Origin of the sequence: Arcticibacter svalbardensis MN12-7 (assembly GCF_000403135.1) — a bacterium.
GTDB lineage: Bacteria > Bacteroidota > Bacteroidia > Sphingobacteriales > Sphingobacteriaceae > Arcticibacter > Arcticibacter svalbardensis.
Genome location: NZ_AQPN01000020.1, coordinates 43,342 through 59,964, shown reverse-complemented (window position 1 = coordinate 59,964; position 16,623 = coordinate 43,342). Strand labels below are relative to the sequence as shown.

Below are 16,623 nucleotides of genomic sequence, written 5' to 3'. Positions count from 1 at the left end.
AATTATTTGAATTATAATTGTGTCAAATAAACTTGACATGAAAAATAAATACCTTTTCCCTCATCGTTTTAGATCCATCGGATGGATCATCTTAATACCATCAATTGCTTTAGGACTGGCAATAATGTTGAATGAATTTCAATTTACCTATCTTAGTTTTGATAATCCACTACTCCCATCTTCAAATGTACAATTGTTTAATAATAACTTTACGGATGAAGTAGCAATGCTGGGCATGATAGTCGGGTTGTTGTTTATCGGATTCTCTAAAGAGATAATTGAAGATGAACAAATTGCACAGATAAGACTGGAATCATTACAATGGAGTATCTACTTTAACTATATTTTGCTAGCAGTAAGTGTTATTTTAATTTATGGCGTGGCTTTTCTAAATGTAATGATCTACAACATGTTTACAATCCTCCTGTTCTTTATTGTAAGATTCCGATTTATACTATATAGACAAAGGAACTTTAGAATGGAAGAAGATGCAGAATAACATGCGGGTAGAAAGAGCTATAAAAAACATTACACAGGCGGAGCTAGCTTATCGCATTGGTGTGTCAAGGCAAACAATTAATACTATAGAAAGTAATAAATATGTTCCATCTACGATTTTGGCTTTAAAAATTGCACGCGTCTTTGAAAAGAAAGTTGAAGAAATTTTTATTTTAGTAGAAGGAGATTAAATTAAAGGCCACCCTTCAGTCGACACCTTTGCTAGCGATATTACATATTACAGCAGTTACGGTAAACCAGATGATACAAACCTTAATCGATCGTTACCTCTTTTTCATGAGATCATCGTCAATACTAGTTGAATTAACTTAGATAAGCCAGATAATAAAAGAGGCTATCGTTGACAGCCTCTTTTATATTTTAATCTATTATACTTATTCTGGTAGCAAAATAAACTGAATAAAGTTTTTCATGGATAAGTAGCTTATAGAGGTCTTTTTGATATCACCAGAACTTATATTTTCCAAAAGTTTTTCATAGCTAAATAATTCATCCAAATCTTCATGTAGTTGATATTGTGCGCTTAAATAACCTAACCAAAATCCATTAGTTTTGGATCTGGTTTCTCTGGTACGTTTGGATTCCGATACTACTTTTATCAGGTCTTCCTTCTTAGCACCATTCTTTTGCAATTTTTCTATTTCATCGAGAGTAGCGGCAATCAGTTTATCTACATTGTCTGGAGCACATCCAAAGGAAATACTGATGGTGTATTTTGAAGGATTTTTGCTATAACTTACTGAAGCGCTTGGTGTGTAAACGCCGCCTTCGTCTTCTCGCAGACGTTCAGTTAATCTGATCTTCAGTATTTCTTCAAGGGCATCCATATGGACGTTTTCCTTTTCTCGGTATTTATAATCACCACTAAAAACAAGCTGTACAGTAGCTTTATCTTCTGATCCCTTTTTGACTACTTTTTTGAATCGTCCTTTGGGAATTCGTATACCCAGATCTTGCCATTGTTCATGTCTGTTAATCGAGGGTAAAGAACCCAGATATTTCTCTAAAAAAGGCTGGATTGAATCAACTTTAAAGCTTCCTACGAAAAAGAATATAAAGTCTGATGCATCGGCGAAGCGATCTTTATAGATATCCATCGCTTCCGGCATTGAGATCTGATTTGCCTTTTCAATACTCGGACCTGTTCGACGCACATGATAACTTCCAAGTATAGCACTTACAGTGTCACTAAACACACTTGAAGGACTGTTGCTGCGGTTTATTAAACTGCTTTTATAATTCGTTATTAATCCATCGAAAATATTCCTATCAACACGTGGTTCTGTAAAAAATAGATTTACAAGTTTCATTGCAGTTTCTAAATCAGCATGAGAAGCTGACCCGTTAATGCCTTCATATCGTTCAGAGATATAAGGAGAAATACTAACCATCTTTCCAGAAAGAACTTTAGGCAATTCTTTGGAATTAAACTGACCAAGGCCACTACTTGCGATAATAGGTACGGCATTAACAGCCGATTGATATTTCGCATCGCTATACAAAGAATTTCCTCCAGGACTAAATGAGCCAAAAAGGATTTCATCATTTTTGAAATTGGTCGGTTTTAAAACCACTTTTATTCCATTGCTTAAAGTAAGCTCCTTTATTCCTAAGGATTTGATTTCTTTTACTGAAGTGACCTTGCCTGGAATGGGTTCGTTTGCCATTAACGGTTTGTCTGAAACAGCGTCATCGTAAGCAAGTATTTTAGTTGACGTTACTTCTTTAATCCATGTTAATACGGTTTGTTCATCCGGTAAGCTGTCTTTTTGACTTTCTGGAGCCATGACAAGGATATCCCTGTTCGATTCTGTGAAGTACTTGTTTGCAAGTGCATTTACCTCTTCCAGCATGATTCCAGGCAGAACATTCTTATAAAAATTATATTCGTATTCTTTACCCGGACTCGCGTTTCCCTTTAAAAAAAGTGCTAAATATTCGTTTACATAGTTATTGGAATGTGTCTTTTCCCTTTCTTTGAAGGAAGACTCCTGATAAACTAAGACCGTATTTTTCATTCTGTCTAACTCAGTTTGAGTAAAACCAAACTTTTTTATTCGTTCAGTTTCTGTCCAAACAGCCTTAAATCCGCGCTCTAGCTGTCCTGGCTTAACAGAAGCTACAACGGACGCAACTTCAAGGCCTGCCATGAAATCGCCAATGCTGCTTCCTCCCTGTAAAAAAGGGGGATCTGCTTGTTTTCTTATTTCACTTATTCTTGACGACATCAGGTTATTAAAAAGGACCTTTTTAAGTGATTCCCTAAAATCAATAGTTGTCTTAAAATCAGGAGCGTCATGTTTCATTAGTACCTGTATTACAGTTGATGTGTTTTCTTTATCAGTTACCGAAATAAATTGATTGCTTCCATTCAAAGGAATCGAATATTCCTTCCTTTCCGGTGCATCTTTTGGATTTTTTAAGTCGGAGAACTTAGCGATGATTAACTTTTCTATTTCTTCTACATCGATATCGCCAACAACAATTAAGGCTTGCAGATCCGGGCGGTACCATTTAGAATAAAATTGGCGGATAGTTTCAGGTTTGAAGCTCAATAATATGTTTTCCTTCCCAATAGGTAGCCGTTCAGCATACCGGGAATGATTGAACAATACCGGTAAATATTTGCTTTGCATCCGCTCTCCCGCGCCTTTTCCTAAACGCTTTTCTTCCATAATTACCCCTCGCTCTTTATTGATCTCCTCAGTTGCCAACAGGATATTCTGGCTCCAATCCCTCAATATCTGTATTCCATTTTTGACTATTTCAGGGTTATCTGTAGGGATTGGAAGCTGATATACAGTTTCGTCAAAACTAGTGTAGGCATTTAAATCAGCACCGAAACGAACGCCATTCGTCTGCAGATAATTGATTAATTCATTCTTAGGATAGTTCTTCGTTCCATTGAAGGCCATATGTTCTAAAAAATGAGCCAAACCCAATTCTTCTTCATTCTCTAAGATGGACCCGGCTTTCATGGCTAGATAAAAGGTAGCGCGTTTTTGAGGCTCTATATTTTTGCGAATAAAATAACGAAATCCATTTTCAAGGGTTCCTGTCTTAACAGCAGGATCCAAGGGAAGCAATTCCGCCTGATCTGGAGTGATTTTAAGCTGGAGGGATTGGGTAGAAGGCTTGATTTCCTGTGCAACCAAGGTCGACCTGAAAAATAATCCAGCAATTAGGCTATATAATAATACGTTTCTTATGAGCATTTTTTTTATTTATTTTCCTTTTCTAATGATTAATGTAACAGCACCAAAAACACCGATTAGCCCTGGGATAATAGCAAAGAAGATTACCTTTAGCCAATTAATTTCAGCTCTGGACACCACTATTTTTTTATCAATTGCCGGCTCTTTATTTATACTGACTGGATATTCTCCGTTGCTAAACCATTTGAACATCCGGATAACAAAAGATGAGTTTACTGTATTGAGATTAAAGCGGTTCAACTCCACATTACTCATAAAGTCTGCATCCGAGGTGATCAGGATTTTCTGTTCTTTGTTTTTCAATTTTCTGCTTAAAGCCACAGCTACTGGAACATTTTCCTTTTTCTCCATTTTCGGATTAAAGGCAACTTTTTGTGTAGACAGATCAAAATCTCCATTTTTAATCCATGTTTTATTGTTACCGGCTATTAAAAGAGGTCTCATTTTGAAATTGCTTTTTTCACTTAAGCTTAAACCCGTAGCACCTGGAAAAGTAACAACAGCTTTATCATAGAAACTTAGACCTAATTGTTTTGCGCCTTCGGTAAAAGAAGCCTGGATCAGATCGAGATCAAAATTGTCACTTTCCTGTAATAGGGTTCCGTTTATAAACGAAATACCCAGGGGTTGAATGATGGGATTTAGAATTCCCTGTCTTCCCGGCTCACCAGCAATAATCAGGTTTCCTCCGGAGTCTACGTATTTTTGAATTTTCTGAATTTCATCAGGGCTATATTCACTTTTGGGATCTGCTATAATCAGTACAACAAGATCTGTTGGAATATCATTCGTGTTTTGCAGCGACACATCAAGAATTTCAAATCCATTATTGGTTAAAGAACCTCTTGTTCCTAAACCTTTGGTTATCGCTTTATAAGACTTATCATCATTCTTGTCTGTACTCCGTTCATTATTGCCTTTTAAAACGCCAACTAGGCCTGGGCCATCCAGCAGACGTTTTAATGCAGCAATAATCTCTGCTTCTTTTGGATAAACGAACATATCATCATACATTCTTAGCGGTGTTTGCTTTCCATTGTAACTGAGCATTCTGACCAGATGATTCTCCTCGGGAATTAAATTAATCTTTCTTTTTATCTGAGCCGGATCTAATACCTTTTGAAAATTGAAACCATTCGCTTCAGCCTTATTTTTTGCCTTTTCAATCAGTGTCTTAGTGGTATCGTCACGATACATAAGGGTGTCATAATAATAAACGTAATCCATTTTCAACTCAGGAAGAAAGCGTTGAAAATTTTCAAACTGACTAATGTCTGCAATCCGGTTTTTTGGTGCTCCATATAGAGCTCTATAATCAATTACATTTACATAGGTTGTAATGCTGACCGGCTTATTTATTCTTTTTAATACCTCCTGGCTATTTGTTGAAAAGGTTTGGTCTTTAATACGCGTGGTATCGTAATAGCCCATAAATGCCGGTAATGAGCTAACATAACCTATAACTATAATAGCAAAAGCCAAAACGAAATACCGAAGAGATTTTGCTGCCGAACTTCGGTGCTCCCTGCCGTTATTCAACTTCATAACCGTTAATAAAAGGAACAGTACTATGATCAATATAAAATAGATAATATCCCTGCTTGTTATTAATCCGTTGATTATAGTCTCTGTTCTGCCGGAGATGGAAATCCAATACGTGATATCGCGGATAATGTCGTAGCCCTGGCCAACTTCTCCGATGAAATTAAGTGCTGCTAACACAGCAAGTGTACTGATCGCCGCTACTACCTGGTAAGATGTCAGGCTTGACATGAACAGCCCAATAGCAGAATAAGCACACACCAGTAAATACAACCCCAAGATTCCACCCAGTACAAATTTTACATCTAAGTTCTCTACCGATATATAGGCTGCAATCAAATAGCAAAATAAGATTGCGACCAGGAGCAGGGAATAGATCATCATGGCAAAGAATTTCCCAAATACAATTTGGCGCAGTCTGACGGGGGAGGATAGCAATAGCTTTATCGAGCCACTACTGGTTTCCCGGCTCATTAATCCCATCGTCAGCAAAGGGATATACAGATACAGCGAATCTTGCACTGCTTTGAACATTCCTGTATCTCCGGAAAAAAGAACCCTTGTTAAAACATTCAATGGGCGTTCCAACTGCTGGGATGTTTCCTGACTGTACAACATATCAGTGAATGTAAACCCGCTTTGAATGGTGAATATAATAAGAACCAACCAGGCGATTGGCGAATAAAACAACAAACTCAATTCTAACCGAGCTATCCTAAATACTTTTTGCATGTGTTTTTTTATTACAGGGTAGGGGTTTGTTTTTTTGACAACTGTGCGAATATTCCATCCAAGGAACTTTTTTCAAGATATATTTCTGTCAGCGGCCATGCCTTCTCCACACATATTTGTATTATAGATTTCGTGATTTCAGGACCACTATTGAAGTGTATCCTGATTTTTGTATCAGAAAGGAAATCAACCCTGGTCACTCCTTCTATTTGGTTCAGATCTTCAAGTGGTGGTTTAGCTTCAAGTTCAATGATCAGGGTATTTGGTTCAATATAATTGTCGAAAGCATGCATGGTATCTGCAAAAACAATATGACCGTGTTCGATCATAATGATGTCATGGCAGGTTGCCTGCACTTCTGATAAAATGTGTGTAGAAAGGATTACGGAACGGTCTTCAGCAATCTCCTTAATCAACTTTCTAACTTCAATGATCTGATTCGGATCGAGGCCATTTGTCGGTTCATCCAAAACAACTAGTTTGGGATTATGAATAATCGCCTGTGCTAAGCCTACGCGTTGCTGGTACCCTCCGGATAAATTACTCAATACCCTTTTGCTGAAATGACTGATACCACATTTTTCCTTGGCACGTGTTAAGGCTTCTTTGATTTTATCTTTTGGAATGGATCGCATATAAGCACAATGCGTTAAATATTCGTCAACCGTAAGTTCTAAATGCAAAGGAGCTTTCTGAGGCAGGAAACCAATTAGCTTTTTCGCTTCGACCGGGTTTTTCCGGACATTGATGCCATCAATAAATACCTCTCCTTCTGTCTGATTAATTACCCCGCAAAGGATATTCATAGTTGTTGACTTTCCAGCCCCATTTGAACCTAAAAGACCTAAAATTCCTTTTTCAGTGATATCAAAACTTATATTTTTTACAGCCCAGTCTTTAGTATAGCGGTGTGATAGATTCTGAATCTGTGCGATGATCTGCTTCATTGTTGTGTTTTTTATTTTCTTTTTCTTCTGATTAAAGTAATGCTGCCTGTGATTCCAATTGTAATGGGAAAGACCCAGAGCAGAAGTATTTTTAACCAATTAATACCTTGTCTTGAGATAGTTATTTTATTGTCAATTGCATCGGGACGTGTAGTGTTAATGGGGTATTCTCCATTACTGAACCATTTAAACAATTGCACAACAAAATCAAAGTTGGCATTGCGGATATTGAATCTTGAGAGTTCAGCGTTACTCATGAAGTCAGCATCTCCGGCAATCAACACTTTTTGTTCTTTTTTAGGAAACTTTTTAGTGAGTGCAACTGCAACAACAAATGCAGCTTTTTTCTCTGTTTTTGGATCAAAAGCAACTTTTTGTGTTTCTAAATTGAATGAACCGATTTTATTCCAGGAATCAGGTTTATTGGCGAGCAGAATAGGATTTGCTTTATAGCCATTGTTGTTTCCGTAATTGATCGCCACAGCACCCGGCAAAGTGATAATCCACTTTTCAGGAAGTATAAAGCCATTATTAGTAGCTTTTTCTGCTGCATGTGACTGGATTAGATCTAGTTCTAGTTTTTCACTTTTCTGAAGCAATGTCCCATCATTAAACGAAACGTCAAACTGTTTTACAAGTGGATTTAGCAACGACTGCTTACCTGGTTCCCCAGCAATTAGAATATTTCCTCCCGATGCGATATAGGTATCTATTTTTTTTATTTGCTCAGGTGAAAAGGTGCTTTTAGGGTCAGCAATTACCAATACGGATAAGCTGTCAGGGATCTTTTGACAGGTATCAATTGCGATATCAAGTATATCAAAACCATGATTCATCAAGGCAGACCTTGAGCTGATTGATGTGGTTATATTCTGATAGGCTTTATCTCCTGTTTTTACGATGCTTCGTTCATCGTTTCCGGATAAAATACCGATAATAGCAGGCTTGTTAATCAGGCGTTTTAATGCCGCCGTAATTTCAGCCTCATGTGGATAAACATACGTATCTGCAAACATGCGTAAGGGTGTGGTTTTTCCTTTATATTCAACCATTCGCACAAAGCGGTTCTCTTCCGGTATGAGGTTAATTTGTTTCTTAATCTCGGCAGGGCTTAATATAGTTTCAAACTCATAACCATAAGCAGTTGCTGAACGTTTTGCCCGATCCTCAAGTGTTTTTCCTGGATCGTTTAGGTTTATGTTCATGGTTGAATCATAGTAAGTAATATAATTGATTTTTAAATCGGGCAAGTATCTAAGATATTGATCAAATTGCCTAAGCTCGAAGTTTCTGAATTTTGGAGAACCAAGGTGCGCATATTGATTCAGGATATTGACGTAACTTGTAAGGGTAACCGGAGCATCCAGTTTCTTTATAATGTTTTGGCTTTCAGTGGTTAGTGTTCTGTCTTTAAAGCGCGTTGTATCATAGTAGTCAGTGAAAACCGGCACTGAGCTCATGTAACCTGCCAGTAAAACCATGACGACCAATAGGCAATAACGAAGTGCTTTTTCTGCCGTTGTACTGATCTTTCTGCCTGAGTTCAATCGCATGATTGTCAGCATTAAAAATAAACCAATCACTAAAATAAAATAGATTACATCTTTACTACTGATTAGACCATTTATAAAATTATCAGCTCTTCCGTCAATGGATATCCAGTAGGTAACGTCGCGGACATATGCGATGCTTTGCCCAATGTTTCCAACAAATTTCAATCCTGCAAAAACTGCAAGAGTGCTTATTGCAGCTACGACTTGGTAAGATGTCAGGCTAGACATAAATAAACCAATTGCTGAATAGGCACATATCAGTAAGTAGAGCCCCAAAACCCCGCCTAAAACAAATCCAAAATCAATATGGTCAATGGATATCGAACCGGCAAGGATAACGCCTAGAAGTACCGAGGCTAAAAGAAGTCCGTAAGCCATCATTGCTGTAAATTTGCCCAAGATGATCTGAGTAATAGTAATGGGAGATGATAATAATAACTTGATGGAGCCACTACTGAATTCCCGACTCATCAAACCCATTGTCAACAAGGGAATATAGAGGAAAAGTTTTTCCTGAACGGCTGCAAAAAAACCTTTGTTACCACCAAAAATGTCGATGGTTAAGCTTTCTAATGTAGCTCCCAGCTGTTGGTTTGTTTCCCTCGAGTATAACAGATCCGTAAAAGTTACACCGCATTGGATAATATAAATAACAAGGATGAGCCAGGCAATTGGGGAATAAAACAACAAGCTTAATTCAAGTTTGGCTATTTTGATTATTTTCTTCATTAGAATAATATAAAGAGTTGCCTCACTCTTTGTAAAGCAGGCAACTCTTATTGTTTATAAGGTTAAAGTTGAGGAGCTATTGCAGTTATTTTCTTAAAGCCACCGTAGGTTGTGATTTTTGAAATATCAATATTACCTACGCCAGGATTTGTCATCGGTAATAAATACACTTTTCCTTCGGTTCCCGAGAAAGTAGACATAATTAATTGTTTATTATTCGTAGATAAATAGGGTGGATCAAAATCAACGCTTCGGAAAGGATAATCAGCTTGCTGATAAATTTGAAGGGTTGTAATCTCCTCTGCGTTCGCTGCCGTATATCGCAACCCAAAAGAAGGTGTTGATGCTCCATATAACATGGCATAAATTTTCGTTTTGGTAGCATAATACATTACTTTTTGATCATCCAACAAAACAAAGTGGATAGCTTCATTGATATCCGGCGCATTCGATAAATCATAAATTGCTTTTGCATAAGGAGGTATGAGGTTATAATCTTCATCATTCCGGCCCGCGTTAATAATGTAAAGACCTACTTTGCCCGTGCTTTTATCTTTCAGCAGATGCATATAATCACCATCTGTAGTCACTCCAGCCGCCAGATTTACTTGATTTGGAAGGCTACCCGGGTTAAACGGTTCTCCGCTTTTGGATGGTACAGGATACATATTTCTATCTCCAAAAGAGGTTATTGAGGGTTGATAAATAAAGCGGCCATTCACCTCATCATAGAAGCTTAGCATTACGGCAGGATAGTTATTACCTCGGTCAAGAGCAATATGGCCTGGCACTGCATACGGGGAAGCAAATGGAAGTCCAAACTTTGAGGATATGGCCAGCCAAACTCCATGCATCTGGTTATTTCCAACATAAACATCTACCTGTGACACACCGGTAAGGGTTTGCGGCTTAATCGCATCCGGAACAGTAAAAAACATATCCTCATTCTTTGGTCCAGGCGTGTAATCTAACGTTTTGATCGTTACCAGGGAATTACCAGTTATACCCATCATGATCTCACCATTGGCTTTTAAATTTGTATAGCGCATTTGCTTTATGATTCCTGGAATTGTTGCATTGTTTATAGAAGAATATACATTATGCTTTACACTGACCTGATTATAATCAGGGGTTACAAGGGAAGACATGATGTGGCTTATATCTGTATTGATCCCATCAGCGGTTTCGGCAATTACCAAACCTTCTGAAATACTATTTCTAACCGCTAATGGCCATGCCATTATATATTGCAATCCGGTTTTGTTATCAGTAATCGTATAAAGGATCTGATGATAGTCATTCGCTTCAGTTGGTTTTAAGCGAACTTCGTAATCCAGATCGCGGGTTGTCCCAATTACCTCGTACTCTAAGCTTCCTGGTGAAATATTAATTTTCCATTCGTAACTTAAATCGGTTAATTGCAAGCCATCTGCATTTATTTTAGGAGTTATGACCAGATGTTCGAACTGAAAGATGTTGAGATTGCTCTGTCCTGCTGTATCAATAGTCACTCCTGGAATCTTATTTATGTCCAAGGTACTCAAGTCGTCCTTACATGAGGATAGTGCTATAAGTAAGGCTAAAAAAGCATATATGCTATATGTGATTTTATGATATTTCATATTAGTCAAATTTAGAATGTGTATAATAAATGGCTACTATTGGTTCTCCCGCGTTAGGCCCGTCATCATGTCTTAAAATATTATCAGGATGATCTTGGTTCCACTGCATGATGTAGTCTCCGTATTTCGTACCTAAAGCTTCAACACCTGCTGCACCAAGATTTCTATACTCAGTTGCTCCAAACTGCGTCAAACCTGAGATTTGCAAAAACAAGCGGAAGGCAAGTGTGCTCCTTTTGGGAGTGATGAAGGTCCTTAAATAGACATTCCACGTTGGAACAATTATTCGGTTTGTCCAGCTAACAATAAATTCTCTTGATTCCAGATTTCCTTTGTTAAAGTCTTTGGAATCAACAATCTTCAATTTTAATGTGACGATAGAATCGTTTAATAATTCGGAATTCAACAGTTTAACAGACAACGTTCCATTAAATTGACCAGCCTTGACTGTTCCACCAATAATTCCGTAAAGTTCAGGAGGAGCTGTAGTCACCGAATCGTTTACAACTTCAACATTGAAACTGCGATCATAATCGGTACTATCACCTAGTATACTTACAGGAATTATTTGGATGTATTCGCCCGAAGGATTCGTTAAAAACGAATAGGTAATCGAATACAGATTACTTACTTGTGTGAAATTTACTGCACTTAATGCCTTAAATTCTTGTATAGTGTCTTTCTGACAGCCTCCAAAAATGACTGTAATTAAGACCAAAGTAGTTAAGAAAAATTTTATCTTTTTCATATTATTTGCTTTTAATTATTGAACCCTGTTTCCAAACTCCACTTCACTATTTGGATAGGGAATCATGTAGATATTATCTCCTGCAGTTTCTGCAGATAAACCTGGGATATGCTGCCTGCCTATCCTCTTATAAAAGAAGAATAACTGCCCCTCACTCACATATTCTTTTCGGTATTCATTAAATAACTCTTCCTCAACTTTAGCAACATCTGCATCAGCAGGAATATTTTCGACAATTCCGCGGCTTTCCCTAACCTTGTTGATATAATTAATTGCCTGTTCAAGGTTTGTACTCAGGTAACTTTCAGCAGCTATATAATACATTTCCGGAAGTTTCATCAGCGGCATGATGTTGTTAAATGTTGTATTCTGTGCAGGCTGAAGTAATTTAATGGACACCATGCCTCTGGCTTGTGATGACAATAAAGTTGTGTAGCGCACATCAGCCAGGCCGATATTCGGATTGCCTGCTTCATACATTTCCTGGGCTGAACTGTTTGGAATAAATAGGGCATCATAATTCGTGGTCAATTCTGCATTCAGGAACGGATTTACAATGTCTGCAAAGCCGTTCACATCTAAGCTGAAAAGATGCTCCTTTGATAGAATTCGGTCCGTGCTAACATTGTCTCCCGGTGTAATTAGTTTGGCAGGTGAACCAGCGATGACTTCTTCCGCAGCAATCGCCGCTGCTGCAGTCTTTGCACCTCCTTGCCAGGATAAAACACGGGCTTGAAGAGCTTTGACTGCATAATAATTCATTCGAAAGCTGCGATCATTGTAAAATCCATTACGATTCACCTCAGCATAATAATCTGCCGGACGCTGAGGATTGTTATAAATGGGATCTTCTTTTAAAAGATCTAGTGCTTCCTGAATATCCTTTTCCATCAATGCGAACGTTTCTTCATAAGATAGTTGAGGGGTTAAATCTTTTGAAAATTTAAGAATATAAGGAATCGTTAATTTACTTTTAAGTTCCGGCCTTTTAGCGTAGTCGCTGTGGCCGTAAAGTCGAATTAAATCAAAGTGTAAAAAGGCCCTTAATCCAAGTAATTCACCCTTTATAATGGCATGATCAATAGTGTTCAGTACACCTTCACTCTTATCAAGATGCTCTAAAGCTGCATTTGTGCTGGCAATTACATTATATTCTCTATTCCATAGTGCATCGACTTTGTCAACTGCTTCAATGGAGCGATAATTAAATTGCTGTACCTGGTCATAACGAGCTAAACCCGTTAAAGGATTGTATTGCTGTGATAAAAGATCAACCATGTTCCAGGTCATGTCTCTTGAATACAATTCCGGGTTTGTCATTCCAATATAAACGCCCATTAATGCATCTCTGAATCCCGAAGTTTGTTTGAACTGGTCCTCTGCTTTGATCTGGTTGCTTGCAGTAACATCAAGCCATCCTTTTTTACAAGAGGATGTTACCAGGATCAGGAGTAAGCTAACTAGTAAATATTTTAATTCTTTCATGATGTTCATTAGTTAAAATGTAGCTGATAGGGAAAAGGAAACTGTCCTTGAAAAGGGATAAGAAAGCCCTCTTTCGATCTGAATAGTTGAGAACTGCGCTACTTCATTCATATTTGCACTCAAGCGCAAACGTTGAAAATCAAGCTTGGTAAGTACTCTGGGGCCAAAATCATAATAAACATTTATCGCTCCTATATTGATTTCTTTCCTATTCTGAACAAACCGTGTTGTTGCACGGGTTTTCTCATCTACTGATTCCGTAGAGTTGGTGCCGTCAATCGGTCTGGAAAACTGACCTAAACGTTTAAACTGAGACTGATCTCCTGGCTTTTGCCAGCGTCCGGTAAGCACTCTTTTATCCACGTTATAGTTCATGTCAACATTTTCGACCCGGTCTACTAATGTTTGATTGTATAATTGACCACCACCCAGGTAACGACCCGTAGCGCTAATCCCGATACGATTATATTCAGCATTGAAGCCGAATACTCCCTGATAGGAAGGCATTGAATTACCTGCTACAATCATGTCATTTGCATTCCACTCATAGGTTGTATTTCCATCCCGGTCAACGTAGATCTCATTTCCTGTTGCTGGGTCGATACCCAAGGATGGAACTGCCCAAATTGCATTCATGGACATGCCATCTTCATACTTTTTAACCGGATGGTTATTCGATTGATCAGCCGCCAGTTCATCCATGCGGTTATTAAAGGTTTTCATGGCATTTGAAAGCTCTACAATTTTATTTTTGTTGGTTTCCAATCCGAAATTCAGATTAACAAAGTTTCTGCCTTTAGACCAAACAGGGTAGGAGGCAAATAGCTCAATGCCTTTATTCTGAACTCTGCCCAGGTTATCTTTCACGACATCGAAGCCTGTGGAGTTTGGCAGTGTAACATCTGTCAGCAGGTTTTCCGTATAGCCTATGTAATAATCAAAGCGAAGATTTAAATTCTTGATTTTTGCATCCAAGCCCGCATTGTATTCAAATTTTGATTCCCACTGCAAGCCCTCATTTGACATATTAACCAGATGAGAACCTGGATAGCCCTGATAAAGTGACTCCAGATAGTATTCGTAAGTGGCAATAGAGGCATTTGAATTGAAGTTTTGGTTTCCGGTTGAACCTACCGAGCCTCTGATCTTGAATTTATCAAAGACACCTGTGTTCTTCAGGAAGTCTTCATTGTGCAGATTCCACCCAAGTCCCAAACTCCAAAATTTAGCCCATCTTTTATCTGCGCCAAATTGGGATGATGCATTGGTGCGAAGTGTAAGGTCTGAAATAAACCTTTCATCCCACATGTAAGAACCTACAGCAAGAAAACCAATATCCCTGGTAATTCCGTTTATACCTGAAGGTCTGGAATTTAACGCATAAGCACGTCCAAACGTGATATCATCCATTTGGTCGCTTGCAAAGCCTTCAACACGATGAATAAGTTCGCTGTAATCACGTTGGCTCACATTAAACCCGACGTTTGCAAAATAGAAGTTCTTGTTTACCTGTTTTGAATAATTAACATTTAGATCTCCCGATAAATTGGTGCTTTTTCCATTGTTGACCTGATACGATCCTTTACGTATTAAATCATCTCCGGTATATGTGTCAAACATGGTATGGTCTGATGGGAAAAACTCATCAGCATCAGTATTCCTTAAATCTATGCCAACACGGGTGGTTGCTTTCAAACCCGGTAACATGGTCCACTCCAGGTAAAAATTGTTAACAAAATTTAAATAACCCGATGTGTTTTTTGAGTTCACCGTTGAGTTATATAAGGGATTGGTATAACGTTCTCCATTAGGTCCTATTTCTGCATAAAAAGGAATAGACCCGTCTTCGTTAACTGCCCTCCAATACGGGTTCATCTTCACATAGTCACTAAAGGAACCATAAGGGGATTCTGTAGTACTGTTGCTTATTAAGCTGGCAATGTTTCTGAATAAAAAATTATTTAAGCGGTAAGATGTGCTAATGCTACCACTTAAATTCTTACGGGATGAACCTATCATTGCTCCGGTTACGTCCCTGTAAGATACATCACCGATAACCTTCAATGCATCAGCGCCAAGTTCAATAGATAAACCATGTTTTTGTCCGATTCCGTTTTGCAGTGGTTTAGCCATCCAGTACGTGTCTAAGCCTTCAAGGGCCAGTTTCCTCCTGAAGTTATACAGTTGTTGTAATTCTGCATTAGATGAGGGGGGATCGTAGGTAACCGGATTGGCGATATACATACCATCAATTCGCTCGGCCTCTAATTTTTCCATCGAATTGGTCAGGTTGTAACTTGAAAGATCAGGCAATTCGATATCCAAACTGGAATTATAAGTGATCAAGGGTTTGTTAGAGGAAATTTTAGTAGTTTCAATCACGATCACCCCGTTAGCAGCTTTAGATCCATAAAGGGCTTTGGAGGCAGCATCTTTAAGGATCGTTACGCTTTCAATACGGTTTATATCCAGATCCAGTACCCGTTCTATGTTTGTTTCAAACCCATCCAGAATAAATAAAGGTTCGTTTGGATTTTTAAGGAAGTTTCCCTTTAAACTGGAATTCAAAGTTGATTCCTGAGAAGGAAAAGTGGATGTGCCCCGAATTTGAATATTGGGCAATGCATTGGGGTTTGACCCTTGATCAAAATTATCCAATACCATAGAGGGCGAAATATTTTTTAAGGTCTGAAATAAATTGGCATTTCCGTTTCTCTTAAGCTCCTCCCTGGAAATGGTAACGGCAGCACCCGTAAAGCTGCTTGCTTTTCGCTCAAAAATTCCAGTGATAATAATGTCATCCAGGACAGAGGCTTCAGCTCTCAGGATAATAGTAATGTTCATTCGGTTGTTGATACTGATTTCCTGAGTTCTAAAACCAATCATTGAAACAGAAAATACGCCATCGCCTGGAACATCTGCCAGTACGAAAATTCCATTTTCATTTGTTCTTGCAAACTTTAACGGGTTCTTTAAAGAAATCGAAACACCTGGTAAGGTGTTTCCCAGAGAATCGGTTACCTTACCGGTCACTGTTATTAGAGGTGCATTTTTTTTTAGTTGAATTTGAATTGATTGCTTCAAATAAATTAAATTTTCTGAAATTTCAAAGGTAAAGGGCTGACCAGATGAAATTTTCTGCATGGCATTTTCAATCGAAGAATTCACCAATGTTACAGTAACCGGTTTAGCTTTTTTCAGATAGCCTTCTTCATAGATAAAGCTGTAGCCATTTTGTTTTCTGATTTGTTTAAATACGTCTTCTATCGATGCGTTTTTGACTGTAATATTAATCGGCTGTGAAAAGACTTTGGCGCTAACCTGTATGCAGGTAAATAAGATTAAAGTTGTGATTCTTAAAGCCAAAAGAGGTGCCCGCCATTTAGGTATTATTAAATTCATACATTTGAAAAATAAAGGGATTGTTAAATTCTATTTGTTTAAATTACATCCTTATCAAGGTTCAGAAAGTGTTCAGCTTTTCTGGCCTGTACCCCGATATTTGCACTATCGGGGTTTTTGTTGACTTGT

General features: G+C 38.1%; 10 protein-coding genes. 2 read left to right on the top strand and 8 right to left on the bottom strand.

The genetic code is table 11. The annotated features are described in order from the left end of the window. Window positions 1–37 precede the first annotated feature (37 nt). Together ADIARSV_RS02535 and ADIARSV_RS02530 are read left to right on the top strand one after the other, a co-directional pair. On the top strand, window positions 38–499 hold the full coding sequence (locus ADIARSV_RS02535; protein WP_040298840.1) for a hypothetical protein: 462 nt from the start codon (window positions 38–40) through the stop codon (window positions 497–499). After that, a complete protein-coding gene (locus ADIARSV_RS02530) occupies window positions 489–689 on the top strand; it encodes a helix-turn-helix transcriptional regulator (RefSeq protein WP_016193786.1) in 201 nt (66 codons plus the stop codon). Before ADIARSV_RS02535 ends, ADIARSV_RS02530 begins: the two co-directional genes overlap by 11 nt. 204 nt (window positions 690–893) lie before the next feature. Here the strand turns inward: ADIARSV_RS02530 and ADIARSV_RS02525 are convergent, their stop codons facing one another. The 8 genes from ADIARSV_RS02525 to ADIARSV_RS02490 form a co-directional block, all read right to left on the bottom strand. Beyond that, window positions 894–3,734, bottom strand: a complete 2,841-nt coding sequence (locus ADIARSV_RS02525) for a M16 family metallopeptidase (RefSeq protein ID WP_152439746.1) — start codon at window positions 3,732–3,734, stop codon at window positions 894–896. Window positions 3,735–3,743: 9 nt separating this feature from the next. Beyond that, on the bottom strand, window positions 3,744–6,008 hold the full coding sequence (locus tag ADIARSV_RS02520; protein WP_040298838.1) for a Gldg family protein: 2,265 nt from the start codon (window positions 6,006–6,008) through the stop codon (window positions 3,744–3,746). A gap of 11 nt (window positions 6,009–6,019) precedes the next feature. Next, window positions 6,020–6,955 (bottom strand): ABC transporter ATP-binding protein, encoded by a 936-nt coding sequence (locus ADIARSV_RS02515; protein ID WP_016193783.1) that lies wholly within the window; start codon window positions 6,953–6,955, stop codon window positions 6,020–6,022. 11 nt (window positions 6,956–6,966) lie between these two features. Then, window positions 6,967–9,237 carry a Gldg family protein gene (locus ADIARSV_RS02510; RefSeq protein ID WP_016193782.1) on the bottom strand — a complete coding sequence of 757 codons (2,271 nt, stop codon included), beginning with the start codon at window positions 9,235–9,237 and terminating at the stop codon, window positions 6,967–6,969. A 62-nt stretch (window positions 9,238–9,299) separates the two neighbouring features. Continuing rightward, window positions 9,300–10,859, bottom strand: a complete 1,560-nt coding sequence (locus ADIARSV_RS02505) for a PKD-like family lipoprotein (protein WP_016193781.1) — start codon at window positions 10,857–10,859, stop codon at window positions 9,300–9,302. Between the two features lies 1 nt (window position 10,860). Continuing rightward, the gene (locus ADIARSV_RS02500) at window positions 10,861–11,607 is read right to left on the bottom strand and encodes a DUF4843 domain-containing protein (RefSeq protein ID WP_016193780.1); all 747 of its coding nucleotides are present in this window, start codon (window positions 11,605–11,607) and stop codon (window positions 10,861–10,863) included. Window positions 11,608–11,622: 15 nt separating this feature from the next. Next, complete coding sequence (locus tag ADIARSV_RS02495; protein WP_016193779.1) at window positions 11,623–13,092, bottom strand: RagB/SusD family nutrient uptake outer membrane protein; 1,470 nt, start codon at window positions 13,090–13,092, stop codon at window positions 11,623–11,625. Between the two features lie 12 nt (window positions 13,093–13,104). Then, complete coding sequence (locus ADIARSV_RS02490) at window positions 13,105–16,494, bottom strand: SusC/RagA family TonB-linked outer membrane protein (protein ID WP_016193778.1); 3,390 nt, start codon at window positions 16,492–16,494, stop codon at window positions 13,105–13,107. Window positions 16,495–16,623: the final 129 nt, after the last annotated feature.

What these genes read in the sequence shown, in the direction of transcription:
- ADIARSV_RS02535 (WP_040298840.1), top strand. Translation starts at nt 38, where the DNA reads ATGAAAAATAAATACCTTTTCCCTCATCGTTTTAGATCCATCGGATGG.
- ADIARSV_RS02530 (WP_016193786.1), top strand. Translation starts at nt 489, where the DNA reads ATGCAGAATAACATGCGGGTAGAAAGAGCTATAAAAAACATTACACAG.
- ADIARSV_RS02525 (WP_152439746.1), bottom strand. Translation starts at nt 3,734, where the DNA reads ATGCTCATAAGAAACGTATTATTATATAGCCTAATTGCTGGATTATTT.
- ADIARSV_RS02520 (WP_040298838.1), bottom strand. Translation starts at nt 6,008, where the DNA reads ATGCAAAAAGTATTTAGGATAGCTCGGTTAGAATTGAGTTTGTTGTTT.
- ADIARSV_RS02515 (WP_016193783.1), bottom strand. Translation starts at nt 6,955, where the DNA reads ATGAAGCAGATCATCGCACAGATTCAGAATCTATCACACCGCTATACT.
- ADIARSV_RS02510 (WP_016193782.1), bottom strand. Translation starts at nt 9,237, where the DNA reads ATGAAGAAAATAATCAAAATAGCCAAACTTGAATTAAGCTTGTTGTTT.
- ADIARSV_RS02505 (WP_016193781.1), bottom strand. Translation starts at nt 10,859, where the DNA reads ATGAAATATCATAAAATCACATATAGCATATATGCTTTTTTAGCCTTA.
- ADIARSV_RS02500 (WP_016193780.1), bottom strand. Translation starts at nt 11,607, where the DNA reads ATGAAAAAGATAAAATTTTTCTTAACTACTTTGGTCTTAATTACAGTC.
- ADIARSV_RS02495 (WP_016193779.1), bottom strand. Translation starts at nt 13,092, where the DNA reads ATGAAAGAATTAAAATATTTACTAGTTAGCTTACTCCTGATCCTGGTA.
- ADIARSV_RS02490 (WP_016193778.1), bottom strand. Translation starts at nt 16,494, where the DNA reads ATGAATTTAATAATACCTAAATGGCGGGCACCTCTTTTGGCTTTAAGA.